The sequence below is a fragment of the Microbacterium suaedae genome (genome assembly GCF_003254645.1).
GTDB lineage: Bacteria > Actinomycetota > Actinomycetes > Actinomycetales > Microbacteriaceae > Microbacterium > Microbacterium suaedae.
The window spans coordinates 1,038,128-1,057,281 of record NZ_PNFD01000001.1 but is presented as its reverse complement, the minus strand read 5'-3'; the positions used below and the strand labels follow the sequence as shown (position 1 = coordinate 1,057,281).

Genomic DNA, 19,154 nt, shown 5'->3' with positions numbered 1-19,154 from the left:
TCGTTGTGCATCGGGTAACGAAACGGATCTGAGACGATCGACCACCTCGCGACACTGTGCAGGGTGAGAGACGATTGCACCCGAGGACGGGCGGACCGATGATCGACGCAGACAGCACCGACGCGGAGCTGGTGGCCGCGGCCGCAGACGGCAGCGAGACAGCCTTCCGCGCGCTTTTCCGCGCCTATGTGCGCCCCGTGTTCTGGATTGCGCACGGCCTGCTCGACGACCGCGGCGATGCCGAGGACGTTGTGCAGGAGACGTTCGCGGTCGCCTGGCGCAAGTTGCGCGGCTTCGAGCTCGCCGGTGCCTCGGCCCTGCCGTGGCTCGCGACGATCTGTCGGAACGTGGCGGCCAACCGGATCCGTCAGCGCCGGCGCGAGCGCGAACATACGGCGGGGAGCGTGGACGAACGGCAGCCCGACACCGTCGACGTCGAACAGCAGGTGATCGACGTCGAGCTCGCCGATCGCATCGCGCGCGAGGTGGCTCGCATGAGCGACACCGATCGGCAGATCTTCACCCTCTGCATCACCCAGGGATACGCCTACGCGGCGGCCGCCGACGAGCTTGGCGTCGCCCACGGATCCGTGCGCAATCGTCTCTCCCGAATCCGAACGCGGCTGCGTTCCGTCGTCAGGGAGGAAGCGTGATGAACACCACAGACAAGGATCTGCCCGAGCTGTCGGACGAGGCCGTCCAGCGTATCGAGGCGGGCGTCTTCTCCGAGATCACCCGGGAGCGCACCGCCGACCGGGCCCGATCGCGGAAGCGCCGGCGCTGGGTAGGCGGGGGGATCACCGCGGCCGCCGTGATCGTCGCGGCCATCGTCGTCGTTCCGCTCGCGATGGATCAGAACCTCGCAGGCTCCGCCGGCGACGCCGCAGACGTGCTCCCCGAGCCTGCGCCGATGGAAGGCGGGGACGACGCGCTCGTCGAAGACCGCGCGGCCGCGGGGGAGTCGGCGATCGACGGATCCGAGTCTCTCGTCTCGTCGGAGGTCGCCGCGGACGACGACCGCCGCGTCATCCGCAACGGGTTCATGACGCTCGTCGTGGGGGACATCCTCGTCGCGACGGACGAGGTGACCGCCCTCGCGAGGGAGCACGACGGATACGTCGAGTCGCTCGGATCCTCGAGCGACCGCTTCGAAGAGGATGTGAACGCCGCCGAGGAGATCCGATCCGGCTGGGCGACCCTGCGGATCCCCGCGGAGGAGCTCGATGCTGTGCGCACCGCGCTCGGCGACATCGGCGAGGTGACGAGCACCGAGATCTCCGAGAACGACGTCACGTCACAGGCGATCGACCTCGAGGCGCGGATCGACGCGACGCAGACGTCGGTCGACCGGCTCTCCGAGCTCATGGAACAGGCCGGATCGGTCAGTGATCTCCTCGACGCGGAGGCCGCGCTGTCGGAGCGGCAGGCGCAGCTCGAGTCGTACCAGCGCGAGCTCGAGCACCTCGATGACCAGGTCGCGATGTCGACCCTCCACGTCGAGCTGACGCGCGACCGCGAGGTTGCGTCGACGGATCCCGCGGGCTTCGGCGACGGCCTGCTGACCGGCTGGAACGGCCTCGTCGCCTTCGCTAACGGCCTCGTCGTCGCCGTCGGCTTCGTGCTGCCGTGGGCCGGCGTGCTGCTCGTCGCAGGCGTCGTCGTCTGGGTGATCGTGCGCGTGGCCCGGCACCGGAAGGCATGACGGAGAAACACAACGCAGTCGATTTCGCGCAGCTCTGGTCGTTTTCGGGTGTGGCGGCCGCACCGGCTTCGGATTGACTGCGTTGTGTTGCGGCGGGTGCCGGCACCGCGCGCCTCCGAGGCGCTCACCAGGCGCGCGGAGTAGCCTGACCGCGATGACCGACTTCTCCGTGCGCCCCGCCCGCGCCGCCGACATGGCGGCGGTGCACGAGATGCTGCAGCCGTTCGTGATGCGCCGCATCCTGCTCGGCAAGGAGCTCGTCGTGCTCTACGAGGCCACGCAGGAGTTCGTTGTCGCGGTCGATGACGACGACCGCGTGATCGGCTGCGGTGCCCTGCACGTGATGTGGGAACACCTCGGCGAGGTGCGCACTCTCCTCGTCGCTGACGAGTGGCTGCATCGCGGCGTCGGCCGCGCGATCGTGGACCGACTCGAGGACAATGCGCGCGAGCTGGGCATCACGCGCCTGTTCTGTCTCACCTTCGAGACGGCATTCTTCGAGCGCCGCGGATTCACCGAGATCGGCGAGCAGGTTGTCTCGCCCGACGTCTACTCGCAGCTCGTGCGCAGCCCCGACGAGGGCATCGCCGAGTTCCTCGATCTCGCGCACGTGAAGCCGAACACTCTCGGCAACACCCGCATGCTCAAGCAGCTCGCCTGACGGTGGGCGAATAGTCTGACGTCGTGGGAGCGAAGCGGAGGCCGTCCAAGGCCGTGTACCGGCGGCGACGACTCGTCGTCTTCGTGCTGACGCTGATCCTGCTCGCGGCCGCCGTCACGGGAGCAGTCTTCGGGATCCGCTGGCTGGTGCAGGAGCAGCCCTGGCAGAATCTGCCGTTTCTCAGCGATGAGCCCGTGGCGGAGGAGTCGGCGGATCCGATCCCCACGATTCTGCCCACGGCGTCGCCGAACGGCGGGGGCGGGCCGACGCCGGAGCCGACCGAACAGGAACCTGAGGCGTGCGCCAACGGGGCGCTTCAGGTTGTCGCCGTCACCGATCAGGACACGTATCAGCCCGAGCAGAATCCGAAGCTGTCGATGGAGCTGACCAACGTCGGCGCTGTTGATTGCGTCGTCAACGTCGGCACGAAGCAGCAGCGTTTCGTCGTGTCGAGCGGCCCCGACGACTGGTGGCGCTCGACCGACTGCCAGGTGGATCCGTCAGACCAGTGGGTGACGCTCGAGGCCGGGCAGACCGTGTCGACGGTGGATCCGGTGACGTGGGATCGCACGCGCTCGTACGACGACACGTGCGACGCCGACAACCGGCCGGGTGCGGTGGGCGGCGGCGCGACCTACACGCTGACGGTGCGGCTCGGCGAGGTCACCTCGGCGCCGAACTCGTTCATCCTGTATTGAGCCGCGATTCGTGACGGGATCGGGCGCGCACGTACGCTGGATCCATGGCCAAGAAGCGAGGCAAGAAGGTCGCGGATCCGGCGGAGTTCCGCTCCGAGGCGCTCGCGCAGGCGCTTGAGAAGCAGGACATGGCGGCTGTCGCGCTCGCGCTGCGCAATGGCAACACGATCGTCCCGCTCATCAAGCCGGGTGCGCGTGACAATCCGCTCGACTCGGGTGAAGTGTGGACGTTCCGGGACCCGAAGACGGGCGAGGTCGCGCTGCTGCTGTTCAGCGACGCACGCAACAAGCCCGAGAACCTGCCGCCCGCTGTCGGCGCGTATTCGCCGGCCTGGCTCGAGGGGTTCCTGAAGCAGCACCTCGACACGATCACGACGGTGTTCCTCGACATCGCGGGGCCGCACCCCATGCAGGCGCCGCCGGAGGAGCTGCTGCGGACTCTCGAGGCGTAGGGCATGGACGTCTGCCCCTGCGGATCCGGTACCTACGCGACCTGCTGCGGTCCCCTGCACAGGGGTGAGCGCGACGCGGCGACGCCCGAGGAGCTGATGCGTTCGCGTTATTCGGCTTTCTCGAAGGGCGACCGCTTTTACCTCGCTCGCACGTGGCACCCGCGCACGCGCCCCGATGATGTCTCGGCGGATCCGTCGATCCGGTGGGCGGGGCTGACGATCCTCGGATCCGCGGTCGACGGCGACACGGGAACCGTCGACTTCGTCGCGCGATACGAGGGCCCGGACGGTCCCGGAGAGCTGCGCGAGCACTCGCGATTCGTCCGCCGCGGCGGGCGGTGGGTGTACGTCGACGGCGACGTGGCGTAGGCACGCCCGCCTGCGTTCGTCTGTCAGACCTCCCGCCTAGCCTGGACCCATGGCTACGAAGCGCTCCGCCGCCCCCGCATACGTCTGCAGCGAATGCGGGTGGACGACGATGAAATGGGTCGGGCGCTGCGGCGAGTGCCAGCAGTGGGGCACGGTCGTCGAGCAGGGGGCGAAACCGGCTTCGCAGCGGGTGCAGTCGCTGGCACCGAGTTCGGCCGCGCAGCCGATCACGCACGTCTCGACGAGCGAGTCGCCGCGGCGCCCCAGCGGCGTGGGCGAGTTCGACCGCGTGCTCGGCGGAGGCGTCGTTCCGGGCGCCGCGGTGCTGCTGTCGGGCGAGCCCGGCGTCGGCAAGTCGACCCTTCTGCTCGAGGTCGCGGCGCGTGCGGCGCGCGAGGGGCGGCGCGTTCTCTACGTCAGCGCCGAGGAATCCGTCGCACAGGTGCGCCTGCGTGCCGAGCGCACGGGGGCGCTGCACGACGAGCTGTTCCTCGCGAGCGAGACCGACCTCGCGACCGTGATCGGGCACATCGACTCCGTCTCGCCCGAACTCGTGATCGTCGACTCGGTGCAGACCGTCGCCTCGAGCATGCAGGACGGTGCGGCGGGTATGCCGGGCCAGGTGCGCGAGGTCGCGTCGACGCTCATCCGCGTCGCGAAGGAGCGCGCCCTGCCGATCATCCTCGTCGGTCATGTGACGAAGGACGGCAACGTCGCAGGCCCGCGCGTGCTCGAGCATCTCGTCGACGTCGTGTGCCATTTCGAGGGCGATCGTCAGACGGCCCTTCGATTCATCCGTGCTCTCAAGAACCGATTCGGTCCGACGGACGAGGTGGGCTGCTTCGAGATGACCGGCGACGGGATCCAGGAGGTGCCCGATCCTTCGGGGATGTTCCTCTCCCAGGGCGAGCCCGAGCCGGGCACCTGCGTCGGCATCTCGCTCGAGGGTAAGCGCGCTCTGCCGGTCGAGGTGCAGGCGCTGACGATCCCCACGGCTGCCCCGAATCCGCGCCGGATCGTGCACGGGGTCGACTCGTCTCGCGTCGCCATGGTGCTCGCCGTGCTCGAGCGCCGCGCGGGCATCAAGACGAGCGACATGGACGTCTACGTCTCGACGGTGGGCGGCGTGAAGTTCACCGAGCCTGCGGCCGATCTCGCGATCGCGATCGCCGTCGCCGGATCCCTGCGGCAGTTCGCCGTGCCGCGCGACATCGCGGCGGCGGGCGAGCTCTCGCTCGCGGGCGAAGTGCGTCCCGTGACGCAGGCGGCGCAGCGCCGAGGCGAGGCCACCCGTCTCGGCTACTCGCGCGTCATCGACGACCGCTCGGGCAAGCTCCGCGAGGCGCTGGAAGACGTCCGCGCCCACAAAGCTCCCGCGCTAAAAGACATTCCGGAGTTCTGATGCGCCGGGGAGGTAGCGGGACTTCTGCTTCGTAAAGCGCGAACGCACTTTACCTTCGCTCGTCGATATATGGGGCGTTCGGCGGCTCGCGACGCAGGTGCCGCTCCGGTCCGGGCAGGGGATCCGGGCTATGGTCCGCACCTCGACCGCGATGGAGACGGCGTCGGCTGCGAGTGAGATATTGCGTGGGCGCGGGGCGCTCTCGGGGAAAGTACCGCGATGCGGGTGTTCTATGCCGACGTGCGCGCCGCGTCTGCCGTGCGGGTGAGGGTGTCGGCGGAGGCGTGCAGCTGCGCGAGCTCGCGCTCCGAGAGGTGGAGCCCGCGCACGGGGCGTGCGCCGGACCGGTTCACGACGCACGGCACAGACATCGCGACGCCATTGATGCCGGAGTAGTCGGTGAGCACCGTCGAGACGGGGAGGATCGCGTTCTCGTCCCGCAGTACGGCTTCGGCGATGCGAGTGGCGGCGAGGCCGATCGCGTAGTTCGTCGCCCCCTTACCGTCGATGATCGAATACGCGGCGGTGCGCACGTCGTGGGCGATGCCGTCGAGGTCGTCGCGCGTGAAGACGCGCTCCCCGTCGCGCATCCATTCGAGCAGGGGCACCGGGCCGATCGTCGCCGTCGACCACAGCGGGAACTCGGTGTCGCCGTGCTCGCCCGCGATGAGTGCGTGCACGGACTTCGACGCGACACCGGCGCGTTCTGCGAGCACCCACCGCAGCCGCGACGTGTCGAGCACGCATCCGGACGCGAAGATCCGTGAGGGGTCCGCGCCGGTCTGTTCGACGGCGAGCATCGTCAGCACGTCGCACGGGTTCGTCACGACGATGACGACCGCGTCCGGTGATGCGTCGATGAGCTGCGGGATCATCGTGGCGAAGATGCGCGCGTTCGTACCGACGAGTTCGAGGCGCGTCTGCCCGGGCTGCTGCGCCGCGCCGGCCGTGACGATGATGACGTGAGATCCGGCTGTCGCGGCGATGTCGCTCGACCCGACGACCGAACCGGTCCCCGTGAACAGCGCGCCGTGCGCGAGGTCGAGGGCCTCGGCCTTCACGCGCGCCGCGTTGATGTCGTAGAGGACGACATCGCGGGCCGCGCCGCGGATGAGCATGGCGTACGCGGTCGCGGATCCCACCGCCCCCGCACCGACGATTGTGACCTTTTGGCTCTCGATGAGGGGCATGATCTCATCATCTCAGCAAGGACGATGCCGGGGAAGGGGGCGGGCCAGGCGTCGATAGGATCATGGCCGCGGACGTTCGGGAACGGAGATCGGCATGGCGGATGACGCGAGGCAGAGGCACGACGCGCGCGGATTCATCTCGCGCCGCGTCGATCCTGCGCAGGTGACGCCTGGCACAGACCGGCCGGGCCTCGTGCCCGACCCGTACCTGTTCGGCAGTGTCATGTTCGAGACCACAGGAGCTGCCGGATGGGATCCCCATCGGCACGCGCACGAGCACCAGCTGCTCTGGCCCGTCACCGGAGTGCTCATGGCGCGCGCCGGTGGGCGCGCGTGGCAGGTGCTTCCCGGGCAGGGGGCATGGTTCCGCGCGGGGGACCTGCACACCGTCTCGGTGCGGGGGCCGGCGCGCTTCGGCATCACCTATCTGCGTTCCGACGTCGCACGGTTCCGACCCGAAGTCTCCGGGAGCACAGTGGTCGTCCCGGCCCTTCGTGAGCTTCTCATCCACATGAATCGCGAGCGGCTGGATCTCGCCTCCCAGCTGCGGTTCCAGCAGGTGTGCATCGATCTGTTTCGTCCCGCGAACGATCCGATCCTCGCGGTCCCGCTTCCCGATGATCCGCGGATCGCGCCCATGGTGTCCACGCTCCTTGACGATTGCGCCGACTCGCGTTCCATCGAGCAGTGGGCGGAGTTCCTCGGGCTCAGTTCGCGCACCGTGGCGAGGGCGATGACGGCGTCTGTCGGCATGAGCTTCGGTCGGTGGCGGCGGCTGCTGCGAATGCGCGATGCGTACGCGCTCCTCGCGGATGGCGAATCGGTGAGCGCGACCGCCTGGCTCGTCGGCTACCTCTCGACGAGCGCGTTCATCGCCGCATTCCGGGACGTGACCGGCGTGACGCCGACGGCCGTCGCGTCCGACTCCGCGCGGGGCGCGCTCCTCGCCTACCCCTGACCGTTTCTCGACACATCGCGTCCGATTCGCGCTAGCGCGTTCCCTTCAGGTTCCCTAAGGTAAGGCTGTCCTTACTTTCTGTCGGAGAACTCTGCCATGCCTTCACGCGCCCGCGCTCGCCGGATCCTCCTCGTCGGCGTCGCCACCTTCGCCGTCTCTGCACTCGTCGCCTGCGGTCCGTCGACCGCGGCGGAGCTCGAACGCTCCGACGACGCCACGATCTCGTTCGACTACGCGGGATTCTCTGCCGAGATCCCCGCTGATCCGGAGCGTGTCCTCGTCATCGAAGGTCGGGCGGACCTCGAGTTCTCCCTGACGCTCGGGTACCCCGTCGTCGCCTCCGGATTCTTCTTCGGGCGCGACGGGCACTTGTACGACGAGCTGGACGAGCTGATGGCCGATGACCTCGCGACGTTCGAGTTCGCGGACAGCAATGAGCCGGACTACGAGGCAATCGCGGCGCTGGATCCTGACCTCATCGTCATGCGGCTCAACGCCTACAACGGCGACTTCTATGGTGCCGATCGGCTTGAACAGATCGCGCCGGTGCTGGCGCTCGACACCGGGGCAACCGACTGGAAGGGGCAGATGCGAGAACAGGCCGCGATCCTCGAGCGCTCCGAGCAGGTGGAGGCCGAAATTGCGCGCTACGACGATCTCGTTGAGGAGATCCGCGCGCGATCCGGCGACCGTCTCGATGAGATGAGCCTCGCCTGGGGAACGGCGCTGGACGACGTCGGTATGTACGTCTTCACGAACACGCACAGCACCGCCGTCGCCGAGGACCTCGGGATCGACGTCCCTCTCAGCGACCCCGAAGACGAGGAGAACTACTTCGAGATCTCCGCGGAGAACTTCGACATCGTCTCCGACGTCGACACGCTCGCCCTCTTCGCCTTTGACGAAAGCCCCGCGCTCGGCGAGTCAGCCGCCTTCCAGCGGCTGCCCGCGTCTCGGAGTGATCGTGTCTTCTCGGTCGACCTCACGTTGAACAACGGCCTCGCTCGCGCGGCGACGGCTCTCGCCGTCGAGCTCGAAGAGATGGCGAACGCCGGATGACCCCGCTCCTTCGCCTGCCCCGGGTCCTGCGCCACGCGGAACCTCCCGCGCGTCGCGAAACGTATCGCGCGTTCCTCGCCACGGTTGTCGCCGTCGAAGACCTGACGCCCCGCATGCGTCGCGTCACGCTGCGCGCACCGCAGCTGGCCGATTATCGGCGTGTCCGCGCTGACGACTTCTTCGCCCTTCTCATCCCCGGCGATGGCGGGATCGAGATCCCCGGTGACGAGATCACGGCCGAAACGCCGCGCGGCGTCGCCGAGCTGATCCCCGAGGCGCAGCGCCCGACGCTGCGCTGGTACACGATCCGCGCCCACCGCCCGTCTTCGGCGGAGATCGACGTCGACATCGTCCTCCACGGCAGCGGCCTCGCGAGCGGTCCTGGAAGCACCTGGGCCACGCATGCTCGTCCCGGAGACGCGGTCGGCATCGCCGAAGGAAACGGGGTGTACAACCCCGTTCCTGATGCCGAGCGACAGCTGTTCTTCGCCGACATCACGGCGCTGCCCGCCTTGATCTCGATCCTCGAATCCGCGGATCCGGCGCCCGGGCGCCCGCGCCCCGGAACGGGATCGATCGCGCACATCGAGGTCCCGAGCGAAGAAGATGTCACCGAGATCGCGACCGACGTCGACGTGCGCTGGCATGTGCGCGGCACGGAGCGCACCGGGTTCTCGGTCCCACGGATCCTGGACGGCGTCGACGTCGACGGCATCAGCTACGCGTGGCTGTGTGCGGAGGCGGACATGGTCAAGCGTGCGCGGCGTCTCGTCTCCGGGCCCGGTGGCGTATCGAAGTCTGCGATCACATTCAGCGGGTACTGGCGCCACGGGCAGGCGCGGAGCTGATGGTTACGGTCGCTCCCGAAGCTCCGCGCCGCGCTGCGATACCGATGTTCCCGCGCCGGGCGGGGGTGCTCGCCGTTCTCACGGTCGTCCTCGGCTGCGCAGTTCTCGTGAGCATCGCGGTCGGATCGAAGCAGATCCCGCTCGCAACGGTGATCGAGGCGTTCACCGCGTACGACGCCGCGATCGACGAGCACTTCATCGTGCGCGAGATGCGTCTGCCGCGCGCGGCGGCCGCCGCGGCCGTCGGAGCGGCGCTCGCCGTCGCGGGCGCGCTCATCCAGGCGCTCACACGCAACCCGCTCGCGGATCCGGGGATCCTCGGCGTCAGCTCCGGAGCAGCGTTCTTCGTCGCGGTGGGCGTCGCCGTATTCGGCGTCGCCTCGATACGCGGCCACGTCTGGCTCGCCTTCGCCGGTGCGCTGATCGTCACGGTCGCTGTGTACCTCATCGGCTCGGCGGGCGGCCAGGCGGATCCCGTGCGTCTCACGCTCGCGGGGGTCGCGCTCGGCGCGGTGCTCGCCGGGATCACCACGGGCATGGTGCTGCTCGACCCCGAGGCTTTCGACCAGATGAGGAACTGGAACGCGGGGACCGTCGCCGGACGCGGCCTCGACGTGCTCCTTCCGGTGCTGCCGTTTCTCGCGGCGGGGCTCGTCGTTGCGGTCGTCGTCGCGGGGCCTCTCAACGCCATCGCGCTCGGCGACGACCTGGCGGCCTCGCTCGGCACCCGCATCGGACTCGTGCGCGTCGGCGTCATCGTCGCCGTCACGCTGCTCGCGGGCGGCGCGACGGCGGTCGCGGGACCCATCCTCTTCGTCGGCCTCATGATCCCGCACATCGCCCGCTGGATCACCGGGCCGGAACAGCGCTGGATCATCGCGTACTGCGTCGTGATGGGCCCGATCCTCGTCATCGTCGCCGACACGCTCGGGCGCGTCGTCATGCGCCCCGGCGAGCTTCCCGTCGGCATCGTCACGGCGTTCGTCGGCGCACCGCTCCTGATCGCGCTCGCGCGTCGCCGGAAGGCGAGCGGACTGTGAGCGTCGTGACCGAGCAGCGCGAGACGGTCGACTTCGGCCGCGGGCAGCGGGTGTGGCGCGTCGGGAGCCGGTCGCTGCGCGTCTCGTCGCGGGCGCTGGCCGTCTGCGCGGCGCTGGCGGCGCTCGCGATCGCGGGCGGTATCGTCGCCCTCGCGCTCGGCAGCTACACGATCGGCCTCGGGCAGCTCGTCGACGTCTTGCGGGGCGCCGACGACACCTTCGCCCGCACCGTCGTCGTCGAGTGGCGTGCTCCGCGGATCCTTGCCGCGATCGTCCTCGGGGCGGCGCTCGGGATGTCGGGTGCGATCTTCCAGGGACTCACTCGAAACCCGCTCGCGAGCCCCGATGTCATCGGGTTCGCATCCGGTTCGTACACCGGCGCGCTCATCGTGATCATCGTGCTCGGCGGCGGTTACGCGCTCGTCGCCGGGGGAGCGCTCATCGGCGGCATCGCGACCGCGGCCGCCGTGTACCTCCTCGCCTACCGAGGCGGCATCACGGGGTTCCGGCTCATCATCGTCGGCATCGGGGCGTCCGCGATGCTCGGCGCGCTGAACACCTGGCTGCTTCTGCGCGCCGATCTCGAAGTCGCCATGAGCGCGGCGGCGTGGGGCGCGGGATCCCTCAACGGCATCACCTGGGAGCAGGCGGGGATCGCCGTCGTGATCATCGCGGCTCTGCTCGTCGGCGTCGGCGCGCTCGGCGGATCCCTGAACCAGCTGCAACTCGGCGACGATGCGGCACGCGCGCTCGGCGTGCGCCTCGAGCCGGTTCGGCTGGGCCTCGTCGTCGGGGGCGTCGCACTCACGGCAACGGTGACGGCGGCCGCCGGCCCCATCGCCTTCATCGCCCTCGCCGCCCCGCAGATTGCGCGACGGATCGCACGCACGCCCGGCATCACCCTGGCGCCGGCCGCGTGCACGGGCGCCGCGCTGCTCCTCGCGGCCGACCTCGTCGCGCAGCACCTGCTGCCACGTCCCCTTCCGGTGGGTGTCGTCACCGTCGTCATCGGCGGCGGCTATCTGATCTGGCTCCTGATCCACGAAATGAGAAGACGCGCATGACCACTTCGCGCCTCCACGCGGCGGACATCACGATCGGCTACGACGGCCGATCGATCTCACAGCAGCTGAGCGTCGAAATCCCCGCCGACTCGTTCACCGTCATCATCGGCCCCAACGCCTGTGGGAAGTCGACCCTGCTGCGGGCGCTGTCGCGCCTCATCGCACCGTCTGCAGGGCGCGTGATCCTGGACGGCGCCGACATCTTGTCCTACAAGACGAAGGAGGTCAGTCGGCGTCTCGGCCTGCTGCCGCAGTCGTCACTCGCCCCCGACGGCATCACGGTCGCCGATCTCGTCGCACGCGGCCGCGCGCCGCACCAGGGATTCCTGCGGCAATGGTCACGGGACGACGAGCGCGCCGTCGCGGCGGCGATGCGAGTGACGTCGACGACGGATCTGTCGGCCCGGCTCGTCGACGAGCTGTCGGGCGGCCAGCGGCAGAGGGTATGGGTGGCGCTCGCCCTCGCGCAGGAGACGGATCTCCTGCTGCTCGACGAACCGACGACGTTCCTCGACATCGCGCACCAGATCGATCTGCTCGAGCTGTTCACGGACCTGCACGAGCAGGGGCGCACCCTCGTCGCTGTCCTTCACGACCTCAATCAGGCGGCGCGCTACGGCACGCACCTCATCGCGATGCGCGACGGCGAAGTCGTCGCAACGGGCGCGCCCGAGGAGGTGATCACGGAAGAGCTCGTCGAGCACGTGTTCGGCCTGCGCTGTCGGGTCGTCCCGGATCCCGTCGCTGGCACGCCGCAGGTCGTGCCCCTCGGTCGAGAGCGCGGCAGGACGTCTCCCGTACCCGCTCCCGCACACGTCTGAAACGAGAGAACTCATGACATCCACACACACTCGAAACGGCTTCGCGGCACTTGCGCTCACGGCTGCCGTCGCGCTCACCGGCTGTTCATCCGCGACATCCGACACCTCCGCAGAGCCCGCCGATTCGGCGGCGGCTGAGGCGGCCTTCCCCGTGACGGTCGAGCACGAGTTCGGCAGCACGATCGTGGAGGAGGAGCCGCAGCGCGTCGTCTCGATCGGCTGGGGCGACTTCGACAACCTCCTCGCGCTGGGAATCGTGCCCGTGGGACGCTTCGGTTCGTTCTCCGAAGAGCCGACTCCGTGGGAGGCGGAGATGCTCGGCGACGAGGAGACCGAGTTCCTCGGATACACGACCGAGCTCGACTACGAGAAGATCGCCTCGCTGGATCCCGACCTCATCATCGCCGTGCAGGGGACGAGCGTCGACGAGGAGTCGTACGCGATCCTCGAGGACATCGCGCCGACGGTTGCGAGGCCCGCGGGCTACGGCGGGTGGCAGGTGCCGCGGGCGGAGGGGACCCGGCAGATCGCCGCCGCGGTGGGACGGGACGAGGCCGGAGAGGAGATGCTCGAGGGCCTCGCCGATCGCTTCGCCGAGGTGCAGAGTGAGCATCCGGAACTCGTCGGTGCGACGGGAGTCTCGGCCATCACCTACGACGCGAGTCTCTACTACGCGTTCGCCCCTGTCGACGGACGCGGTGCGTTCCTCGAGGAGCTCGGACTGCAGCTGCCCGCAGGTCTGCTCGATGGCTACGACGGCACGTCGTTCACCGTGGAGCTGGCACCGGAGGAGGTCGGGGCGCTCGACGGCGACCTCGTGCTGTTCATGGCCGACGACCCCGAGTACGACCCGGCCGACGACAACGCGCTGTTCGAGCGATTCGGCGCCGAGTTCGTCGCGGTGACGGGCGAGAGCAGGCACGCGATCTCGATCAACACTCCGTCGTCGATCGCCTACGCCCTCGACGAACTCGCGCCGGTCCTGGCCGACGCGATCGGCGGCTGAATCTCCCCTGAAAGAAGACACCCATGGCAACACGGTTCACACCTGCCACGGAGACGGCAGGCGGCGTGCCCCGAGAAGTTCTCACACAGATCCCGAACAGGAGGATGCCATGACGCTCATCTCCCGCCCGCGGCAGCGGGCCCTCACCCTCCTCCTCATCGCATCGGTCGCGCTCGCCGGCTGCGCTGCGGATCCCGCTCCAGTCGATGCCGGGGCCGGATCCGGCGCCGCAGCGGCGGACGGCTTCCCCCTCACGGTCGAGCACGCCTTCGGCGAGACGGTCGTCGACACACCGCCGGAACGCGTCGTCACGATCGGGTGGGGCGACCTCGACAACGCGCTCGCGCTCGGCACCGCGCCGATCGGGTATTACGCGCCCGGCGCAATGACCGACGAGCTGATGCCCTGGACGGAGGAGCTTGCGGGCGACGCCCGCCCTGAGTACCTCGGCCCGGAGGCAGAGCTCGACTTCGAGCAGATCGCCGCGCTTCGTCCGGACCTGATCCTGGCGGTGCAGGGCCATCGCCTCGACGATCAGGCCTACGCTCGGCTGGCCTCCATCGCGCCGACCGTCATGCACCCGGACGACGCGGAGAGCGCGTGGCGCATCGGCCGAGAGACGGCGACGCGGCAGATCGCCGCGGCGCTCGGCGTGCCGGATGAAGGGGAGCGCCTCCTTGACGACCTGGACGCGCAGACCGCCGCGGCACGGGCGAGTCACCCCGGGCTCGAGGGGCTGACCGGAGCCGTCGTGCTTCCGGGGGACGGCGTGTATTACTCCTACAACACGGCTGACGGGCGTGGCGAGTTCCTCGCATCGCTCGGACTCGAGCTTCCCGAATCCGTCGCGGCAACCGGTGAGTCGGACTCGGTCTACCTCGAGGTCGCGGGGGAGGAGGTCGGGCTGCTCGACGGAGATCTCATCGTCTTCCTCACCGAGAACCTTGACGATGATGTCGCAGCCGGGAACGAGCTGTTCGAAAGATTCGACGCTGATTTCGTCTCCGTCGCAGGATCGGATCGGTGGTCAATCACGCTCAACACGCCCCCGTCGATCGCCTACGCGCTCGATCATCTCGTCCCTGAGATCGCGGCCGCGGTCGAGGGGTGAGAATACGGGGGCGCTGACCGTGACCCGACCGTCGCCACGCCCCAGACACGCGTGGCCGCTTCGGGTTCGACGCGGTCCCCGTCGCGATGATCGCGTCACTGCTCGGGCGCAGGAGACGGGTGCACCGCGAACACGGTGGCGGGGGACCCGCGCCGCGTGGATCCGCGCTCGACGAGTTCGGTCGGCAAGACGACCGTCTCGTCCGCGACCTCCGCCCCGGCGGATGCCCGGGCGAGGATCCGCACCGCCGCGGCAGCCATCTCGCGGATCGGCTGGCGGATCGTCGTGAGCGGCGGCTGCACCCAGCGCGCGCCCCGGACGTCATCGAATCCGACGACGAGCATGTCGTCGGGGATCCGCCGACCGGTGTCGTGCGCGGCGCCGTATGCGCCGACGGCCATCTCGTCGGAGCAGGCGAAGACGCCGACCGGTCCGCCGTCGTCGTGCTCGTCGAGCGCCGTGCCGCACGCGATCCGCGCGTCCCGTGCACTCCATGCGGCGCTCGTGTGGATGCACGCCGCGTCGGGTGCGAGGTCGGCCAGTGCGCGCGTGAACCCCTCGACGCGTGCGCGCCCGAAGCGGAACGGCGGCGAGCCGTCGATCACGATGAACCGTCGCGCCCCGCGTTCGACGAGGTGTCGCGCCGCGGCTTCGCCGCCCGCGCGGTCGGTCGTGCGCACGCTCGGGAGCGGGCTGACCGACTCGGCGGGCGGATCCACGACGACGAGCGGGATCCCCGCCCGCTCCATCGCGAGCACCTGCTCGCGCGTCGGCACGATGAGACCGAGGATGACGCCCGCCGAGCCGCGGGAGCGGATTCGCTCGGGCCAGTCGTCTGCGGGCTCGTCGCGTTCGGCCGTGAGCGTCAGGTCGTAGCCGAGATCCGCGGCGGCGGTTCGCGCCCCCGCGACGATCTCTTCGGAGTAGGAACTGTGGAAATGGTCGAGCACGAGATCGATCTGGAGAGCGGTGCCGCGGCGCGGGCGGCCTCGGGCCTCGCCTCCGGCGGAGTATCCGAGCTCGGTCGCCGAACGCGCCACGCGCGCGCGGGTGTCCGCGCGCATTTCACCGCGACCGCGGAGCGCGCGCGACGCCGTGGCGATGCTCACGCCGGCGTGCGCCGCGACGGCTGCGAGCGTGACGCGCGAGGTTGATGTCATCCGACCATTTTTGCGCAATCGCCATGCGCATCGGGTCACGCGATGGGAAGCTTCTGCACGGTACACGGATCCGGCGATGCGAAGGAGCAGATCGATGACGTCGAGCACGATGCCGGGGGCGACAGGGGGAGCCCGCCGCGCCCTCGTCGTCCGGGGCGGCTGGGAAGGCCACCATCCGGTCGACGCCACGGAGATGTTCCTCCCATTCCTCACGGCACAGGGCTTCGCGGTACGCGTCGAGGAGTCGAACGAGATCTACGCCGACCGCGACGAGATGGCGCACACCGACCTCATCGTGCAGTGCGTGACGATGTCGGACATCTCGCGGGATGCGCTGACCGGGCTGCGCGGCGCGGTCGAGGCTGGCACGGGACTCGCCGGCTGGCACGGCGGCATCGCCGACTCGTACCGCGCCAGCTCCGACTATCTGCAGCTCGTGGGCGGCCAGTTCGCGACGCACCCGGCGCGGCACCCCGACGAACGCGAGGGCGGCGAGGCCGACAACTACCTGCCCCACACGATCGACATCACCGAGCTCGGCCGTTCGCACGAGATCACGGCCGGTATCGAGGGCTTCGCTCTCGACACCGAGCAGTACTGGGTGCTCACAGACGACCTCAACGACGTGCTCGCGACCACGACGCACCCCGTCCAGCCCTATCACCCGTGGCATCGCCCGATCACGACGCCCGCCGTGTGGACCAGGCGCTGGGGGAGCGGGCGCGTGTTCGTCGCAACTCCCGGGCACAGCCCCGACATCCTCCGCGACGCGAATGTGCGCACCATCATCGAGAGGGGGATGCTGTGGGCGAGCCGCACGGAATCGGCATAGTCGGGCTCGGCGTCATCTCCGAGCAGTACCTCGGCACGCTCGCGACCCACCCCGAGGTGCGCATCGTCGCGACCGCCGACCTCGATCGCGAACGCGCCGAGGCCGTCGCGAAGCGGATCCCCGGATGCCGGGCGATGACCGTCGACGAGCTCGTCGCGGATCCCGCCGTGCAGACGGTCATCAATCTCACGATCCCCGCCGCGCACGCGGAGGTCGCGCTCGCCGCGCTCGCCGCGGGAACGGACGTGTTCGGCGAGAAGCCCCTCGCGGCCACGCTGCCCGACGCGCGCCGCGTGCTGTCGGAGGCGCGGGGATCCTGGGTCGGCGCCGCGCCCGACACCGTCCTGGGGACGGGGATCCAGACCGCACGCGCGGTCGTCGACGCGGGCGGCATCGGCCGGCCCGTCTCTGCCGTCGCGACCTGGGTGGCGCCGGGCCACGAGGCGTGGCACCCGCACCCCGACTTCTACTATCGCGACGGCGGCGGCCCGCTGCTCGACATGGGGCCGTACTACCTCACGAGCCTCGTGCACCTGCTGGGACCGGTGCGCCGCGTCGTCGGGGCGTCGTCGCGTCCGCGCGACACTCGGACGATCGGATCCGGTCCGCGCGCCGGCGAGACGATCCCCGTCGAGGTCGACACCCACGTCACGGGCGTGCTCGAACACGTCGGCGGCGCCGTGTCCACCGTCACCTTCAGCTTCGACGCCGCGGCGACCGACGCGGCGCCCCTCGAGATCCACGGCGAGACGGGCACTCTCTCGGTGCCGGATCCCAATCTCTTCGACGGCGAGGTGCGCGTGCGTCGTCCCGGCGACGCGCAGTGGTCGCTCGTCGACGAGAGGGCCGGCTACGAGGGAGCGGGCCGCGGGATCGGGGTGATCGACCACCTGCGCACCGGATCCGGCCGCGCGAGCGGCGAGATCGCGCTGCACGTGCTCGAGATCATGACCGCGCTGGGCGATTCCGCCGAGACAGGACGCCGTATCGAGCTGACGACGGCGCCGGAGCGGCCCCCGCTCGTCCCGTTCACCCCCGTCGGGGAGTGGTGAGGAGCGCAGCTGCCCGGCTCTCTCACGACGATGAGCCGGGGCGGGCAGGCAGGCCGTCGCCCGGCGCTGCGCACGAGATCGTGAACTCGATGAGCTGGGTCGCGTCGTCCGTGCGGAACAGCTCGTCGAGGGCGACATTGAACTCGAGGCGACGTGAATGCGGGATGTTCACTGCGTCGTACCCGGAGGACATGAGCTCGCCAGCCATCATCAGTCGGGCCGTGCGCTTGTTGCCGTCGAAGTAATACTGGGTGCGCGTCGCCGCGGCGTTGTGGACCAGCGCCCTCATCCGTGCGTCGTCGATCTCGGCGAGTTGCTCCATCAACAGCTGCCACCGGGCAGGGAGCTCGTCTTGCGGTGTGCCGTCGACATACCCGCCGGTTGACAACTGGACGGTCCCGCCGCCTTGGGCGGTCCCTTCGCCGCGGAAGTGTCCTGACTCGATCGCCTCATGCCGGGCTATGAGTCCGTGGACACGGTCTGAGGTGGACTTGTCCAGGCGAAATTCGCCGGCGTCGACGAGCTCGTCGACGAGGTTGTATCCCTCGCTCAATGCGAGGACTTGCCGTTCTTCCTCAAGGCGCTTGCCCTGCACGGTCGTACCGTCCAGGAGTGTTCTGACCTCGGGGAGGGTGAACGTGCTGCCCTCCAGCGCCGCGGCATTCCAGATGAGGTCCGGAAGTGCGGCGCGGAAGCGGTGTCGCGCCTTCGTGACGCCGACTTCGCGAATACGAGTGATGTCGAGCTGAGAGGGATCCCAGCTGATCCCCGTCATCTCGCGCTGCGCGTTCCGATCGGCGTCTGCCTGACCCGCGGCCGCACGGCTCGCCTGCGTCGCTGCGGCCCGGCGTCGCCGATACTCGTCGGCGCCGAGGGCCCAGCCGCGTCGCTTCTCGTTCATCGTTCTGACCAGCCTTCTGCGACTCGCCGGGCGAGCTCTTCGAGCTCACCGCCGAGGCCGATGCAATCGAGGAGGATCTGGACGGGAGCGACGAGCCGCGTCGGTCCGGATTCCCATGCATCGACGAAGACGGCGTCGGCGGCGGGGGCGACGACGACCTGCGCGTTCGCGGGGGAGGTGACTCGTCGGTGCGTGTCGAGGAGCATGCGGGCCGTCGCCTCGGGATCGGTGGTCCACACGATGCTCGGTCCCGATGTCGCGGCGACACCTTCGGCTTCGAGGAGACCGGCCCAACCGGAGACGGCCCACGGCACGCCCGCTGCGGTCCCCGCGGAGGAGAGGCGGAGCGCAGAGCGGTCTCCCCGGAGGAGGACGGCACCGGGGCGCTCCGCGGGCGCAGAGGCGCGTCCCGCGGTATCGATGATGTCGAGCGGATCGGCGAAAGAGTCCAGGCGGCTGATCCAGCGCCGTGTGCCCGTCGTGATCTCGTAGTCGCCCATCGCTTCGTCCAGGAGCACCCGTGCGGCGGCAGCCGCGTCCGGATCGCTGAGCGGTCGGAGCGAGAGGTCGAGGTCAAGGCCGTGCACGAACGCGAGCTCCCGCAGAGTACCGAGAGCGGGGTCGGTCTCGCCGCGGGCGATGCGGTGGATCGTCGACCTGTTGACGTCGGCCCGGCGCGCGAACTCAGCTGTCGTCATCCCCGACGGTGGGGTGACGAGGCGCTCGAGGATGTGTTGCATGATTGCAACTTTATCAACCATGTGTTGCATTTGTGCAACAGGCGCGCATTGTCCCCTCGGTGCGGGAGGGGCATGTTGATGTCTGCTT

22 protein-coding genes are annotated in these 19,154 nt (G+C 69.6%); 18 read left to right on the top strand and 4 right to left on the bottom strand.

The window, feature by feature from the left end:
- The first annotated feature begins 98 nt into the window (after positions 1-98).
- The 8 genes from C0012_RS04745 (at position 99) to C0012_RS04710 (ending at position 5,461) form a co-directional block, all read left to right on the top strand.
- On the top strand, positions 99-653 hold the full coding sequence (locus C0012_RS04745) for an RNA polymerase sigma factor (RefSeq protein ID WP_110589520.1): 555 nt from the start codon (positions 99-101) through the stop codon (positions 651-653).
- Positions 653-1,702: a DUF4349 domain-containing protein gene (locus C0012_RS04740; protein ID WP_110589521.1), complete on the top strand. Its 1,050-nt coding sequence runs from the start codon at positions 653-655 to the stop codon at positions 1,700-1,702. Before C0012_RS04745 ends, C0012_RS04740 begins: the two co-directional genes overlap by 1 nt.
- A 154-nt stretch (positions 1,703-1,856) precedes the next feature.
- Entirely contained in the window at positions 1,857-2,363 is a 507-nt protein-coding gene (locus C0012_RS04735) for an amino-acid N-acetyltransferase (protein ID WP_110589522.1), read from the top strand.
- Between the two features lie 23 nt (positions 2,364-2,386).
- Positions 2,387-3,061 carry a hypothetical protein gene (locus C0012_RS04730; RefSeq protein WP_110589523.1) on the top strand — a complete coding sequence of 225 codons (675 nt, stop codon included), beginning with the start codon at positions 2,387-2,389 and terminating at the stop codon, positions 3,059-3,061.
- Positions 3,062-3,105: 44 nt separating this feature from the next.
- Entirely contained in the window at positions 3,106-3,513 is a 408-nt protein-coding gene (locus tag C0012_RS04725) for an SseB family protein (protein WP_110589524.1), read from the top strand.
- Between the two features lie 3 nt (positions 3,514-3,516).
- A complete protein-coding gene (locus C0012_RS04720) occupies positions 3,517-3,882 on the top strand; it encodes a YchJ family protein (protein ID WP_110589525.1) in 366 nt (121 codons plus the stop codon).
- A 49-nt stretch (positions 3,883-3,931) separates the two neighbouring features.
- Positions 3,932-5,284 (top strand): DNA repair protein RadA, encoded by a 1,353-nt coding sequence (radA, locus tag C0012_RS04715; RefSeq protein WP_110589526.1) that lies wholly within the window; start codon positions 3,932-3,934, stop codon positions 5,282-5,284.
- Between the two features lie 69 nt (positions 5,285-5,353).
- Positions 5,354-5,461 (top strand): excalibur calcium-binding domain-containing protein, encoded by a 108-nt coding sequence (locus C0012_RS04710; protein ID WP_110589527.1) that lies wholly within the window; start codon positions 5,354-5,356, stop codon positions 5,459-5,461.
- Between the two features lie 53 nt (positions 5,462-5,514).
- On the opposite strand, the gene C0012_RS04705 is transcribed toward C0012_RS04710, so the two are convergent.
- Positions 5,515-6,474, bottom strand: a complete 960-nt coding sequence (locus tag C0012_RS04705) for an L-lactate dehydrogenase (protein WP_110589528.1) — start codon at positions 6,472-6,474, stop codon at positions 5,515-5,517.
- A 94-nt stretch (positions 6,475-6,568) separates the two neighbouring features.
- On the opposite strand from C0012_RS04705, the gene C0012_RS04700 reads away from it, so the two are divergent.
- The 8 genes from C0012_RS04700 to C0012_RS04665 all read left to right on the top strand — a co-directional run bounded on the left by C0012_RS04700 (position 6,569) and on the right by C0012_RS04665 (position 14,381).
- Positions 6,569-7,432 (top strand): helix-turn-helix domain-containing protein, encoded by an 864-nt coding sequence (locus C0012_RS04700; protein WP_110589529.1) that lies wholly within the window; start codon positions 6,569-6,571, stop codon positions 7,430-7,432.
- A 96-nt stretch (positions 7,433-7,528) separates the two neighbouring features.
- Positions 7,529-8,491 (top strand): ABC transporter substrate-binding protein, encoded by a 963-nt coding sequence (locus C0012_RS04695; RefSeq protein ID WP_110589530.1) that lies wholly within the window; start codon positions 7,529-7,531, stop codon positions 8,489-8,491.
- A complete protein-coding gene (locus tag C0012_RS04690) occupies positions 8,488-9,339 on the top strand; it encodes a siderophore-interacting protein (protein ID WP_110589531.1) in 852 nt (283 codons plus the stop codon). Before C0012_RS04695 ends, C0012_RS04690 begins: the two co-directional genes overlap by 4 nt.
- A complete protein-coding gene (locus C0012_RS04685; protein WP_232527774.1) occupies positions 9,339-10,379 on the top strand; it encodes an iron chelate uptake ABC transporter family permease subunit in 1,041 nt (346 codons plus the stop codon). The genes C0012_RS04690 and C0012_RS04685 overlap by 1 nt, the downstream gene beginning before the upstream one ends.
- Entirely contained in the window at positions 10,376-11,443 is a 1,068-nt protein-coding gene (locus tag C0012_RS04680) for a FecCD family ABC transporter permease (protein ID WP_110589533.1), read from the top strand. The genes C0012_RS04685 and C0012_RS04680 overlap by 4 nt, the downstream gene beginning before the upstream one ends.
- Entirely contained in the window at positions 11,440-12,264 is an 825-nt protein-coding gene (locus C0012_RS04675) for an ABC transporter ATP-binding protein (RefSeq protein ID WP_110589534.1), read from the top strand. The genes C0012_RS04680 and C0012_RS04675 overlap by 4 nt, the downstream gene beginning before the upstream one ends.
- Before the next feature lie 13 nt (positions 12,265-12,277).
- A complete protein-coding gene (locus tag C0012_RS04670; RefSeq protein ID WP_110589535.1) occupies positions 12,278-13,270 on the top strand; it encodes an ABC transporter substrate-binding protein in 993 nt (330 codons plus the stop codon).
- A gap of 109 nt (positions 13,271-13,379) precedes the next feature.
- Entirely contained in the window at positions 13,380-14,381 is a 1,002-nt protein-coding gene (locus tag C0012_RS04665; RefSeq protein ID WP_110589536.1) for an iron-siderophore ABC transporter substrate-binding protein, read from the top strand.
- A 95-nt stretch (positions 14,382-14,476) separates the two neighbouring features.
- Here C0012_RS04665 and C0012_RS04660 read toward each other — a convergent pair whose 3' ends face one another.
- Positions 14,477-15,541, bottom strand: coding sequence for a LacI family DNA-binding transcriptional regulator (locus C0012_RS04660; RefSeq protein ID WP_110589753.1), 1,065 nt, complete (start codon positions 15,539-15,541; stop codon positions 14,477-14,479).
- Positions 15,542-15,635: 94 nt separating this feature from the next.
- On the opposite strand from C0012_RS04660, the gene C0012_RS04655 reads away from it, so the two are divergent.
- A complete protein-coding gene (locus C0012_RS04655) occupies positions 15,636-16,373 on the top strand; it encodes a ThuA domain-containing protein (protein WP_232527773.1) in 738 nt (245 codons plus the stop codon).
- A complete protein-coding gene (locus C0012_RS04650; protein ID WP_110589537.1) occupies positions 16,346-17,425 on the top strand; it encodes a Gfo/Idh/MocA family protein in 1,080 nt (359 codons plus the stop codon). The genes C0012_RS04655 and C0012_RS04650 overlap by 28 nt, the downstream gene beginning before the upstream one ends.
- 22 nt (positions 17,426-17,447) lie before the next feature.
- Here the strand turns inward: C0012_RS04650 and C0012_RS04645 are convergent, their stop codons facing one another.
- Positions 17,448-18,326: a Fic family protein gene (locus C0012_RS04645; protein WP_198411056.1), complete on the bottom strand. Its 879-nt coding sequence runs from the start codon at positions 18,324-18,326 to the stop codon at positions 17,448-17,450.
- On the bottom strand, positions 18,323-19,066 hold the full coding sequence (locus tag C0012_RS04640) for a helix-turn-helix transcriptional regulator (RefSeq protein WP_162621881.1): 744 nt from the start codon (positions 19,064-19,066) through the stop codon (positions 18,323-18,325). Before C0012_RS04640 ends, C0012_RS04645 begins: the two co-directional genes overlap by 4 nt.
- Positions 19,067-19,154: the final 88 nt, after the last annotated feature.

Bases quoted from the DNA above. Each gene is read 5' to 3' on its own strand.
- C0012_RS04745 (WP_110589520.1), top strand. From the start codon at position 99: ATGATCGACGCAGACAGCACCGACGCGGAGCTGGTGGCCGCGGCCGCA.
- C0012_RS04740 (WP_110589521.1), top strand. From the start codon at position 653: ATGAACACCACAGACAAGGATCTGCCCGAGCTGTCGGACGAGGCCGTC.
- C0012_RS04735 (WP_110589522.1), top strand. From the start codon at position 1,857: ATGACCGACTTCTCCGTGCGCCCCGCCCGCGCCGCCGACATGGCGGCG.
- C0012_RS04725 (WP_110589524.1), top strand. From the start codon at position 3,106: ATGGCCAAGAAGCGAGGCAAGAAGGTCGCGGATCCGGCGGAGTTCCGC.
- C0012_RS04720 (WP_110589525.1), top strand. From the start codon at position 3,517: ATGGACGTCTGCCCCTGCGGATCCGGTACCTACGCGACCTGCTGCGGT.
- radA (WP_110589526.1), top strand. From the start codon at position 3,932: ATGGCTACGAAGCGCTCCGCCGCCCCCGCATACGTCTGCAGCGAATGC.
- C0012_RS04710 (WP_110589527.1), top strand. From the start codon at position 5,354: ATGGGGCGTTCGGCGGCTCGCGACGCAGGTGCCGCTCCGGTCCGGGCA.
- C0012_RS04705 (WP_110589528.1), bottom strand. From the start codon at position 6,474: ATGCCCCTCATCGAGAGCCAAAAGGTCACAATCGTCGGTGCGGGGGCG.
- C0012_RS04700 (WP_110589529.1), top strand. From the start codon at position 6,569: ATGGCGGATGACGCGAGGCAGAGGCACGACGCGCGCGGATTCATCTCG.
- C0012_RS04695 (WP_110589530.1), top strand. From the start codon at position 7,529: ATGCCTTCACGCGCCCGCGCTCGCCGGATCCTCCTCGTCGGCGTCGCC.
- C0012_RS04690 (WP_110589531.1), top strand. From the start codon at position 8,488: ATGACCCCGCTCCTTCGCCTGCCCCGGGTCCTGCGCCACGCGGAACCT.
- C0012_RS04685 (WP_232527774.1), top strand. From the start codon at position 9,339: ATGGTTACGGTCGCTCCCGAAGCTCCGCGCCGCGCTGCGATACCGATG.
- C0012_RS04675 (WP_110589534.1), top strand. From the start codon at position 11,440: ATGACCACTTCGCGCCTCCACGCGGCGGACATCACGATCGGCTACGAC.
- C0012_RS04670 (WP_110589535.1), top strand. From the start codon at position 12,278: ATGACATCCACACACACTCGAAACGGCTTCGCGGCACTTGCGCTCACG.
- C0012_RS04665 (WP_110589536.1), top strand. From the start codon at position 13,380: ATGACGCTCATCTCCCGCCCGCGGCAGCGGGCCCTCACCCTCCTCCTC.
- C0012_RS04660 (WP_110589753.1), bottom strand. From the start codon at position 15,541: ATGACATCAACCTCGCGCGTCACGCTCGCAGCCGTCGCGGCGCACGCC.
- C0012_RS04655 (WP_232527773.1), top strand. From the start codon at position 15,636: ATGACGTCGAGCACGATGCCGGGGGCGACAGGGGGAGCCCGCCGCGCC.
- C0012_RS04645 (WP_198411056.1), bottom strand. From the start codon at position 18,326: ATGAACGAGAAGCGACGCGGCTGGGCCCTCGGCGCCGACGAGTATCGG.
- C0012_RS04640 (WP_162621881.1), bottom strand. From the start codon at position 19,066: ATGCAACACATCCTCGAGCGCCTCGTCACCCCACCGTCGGGGATGACG.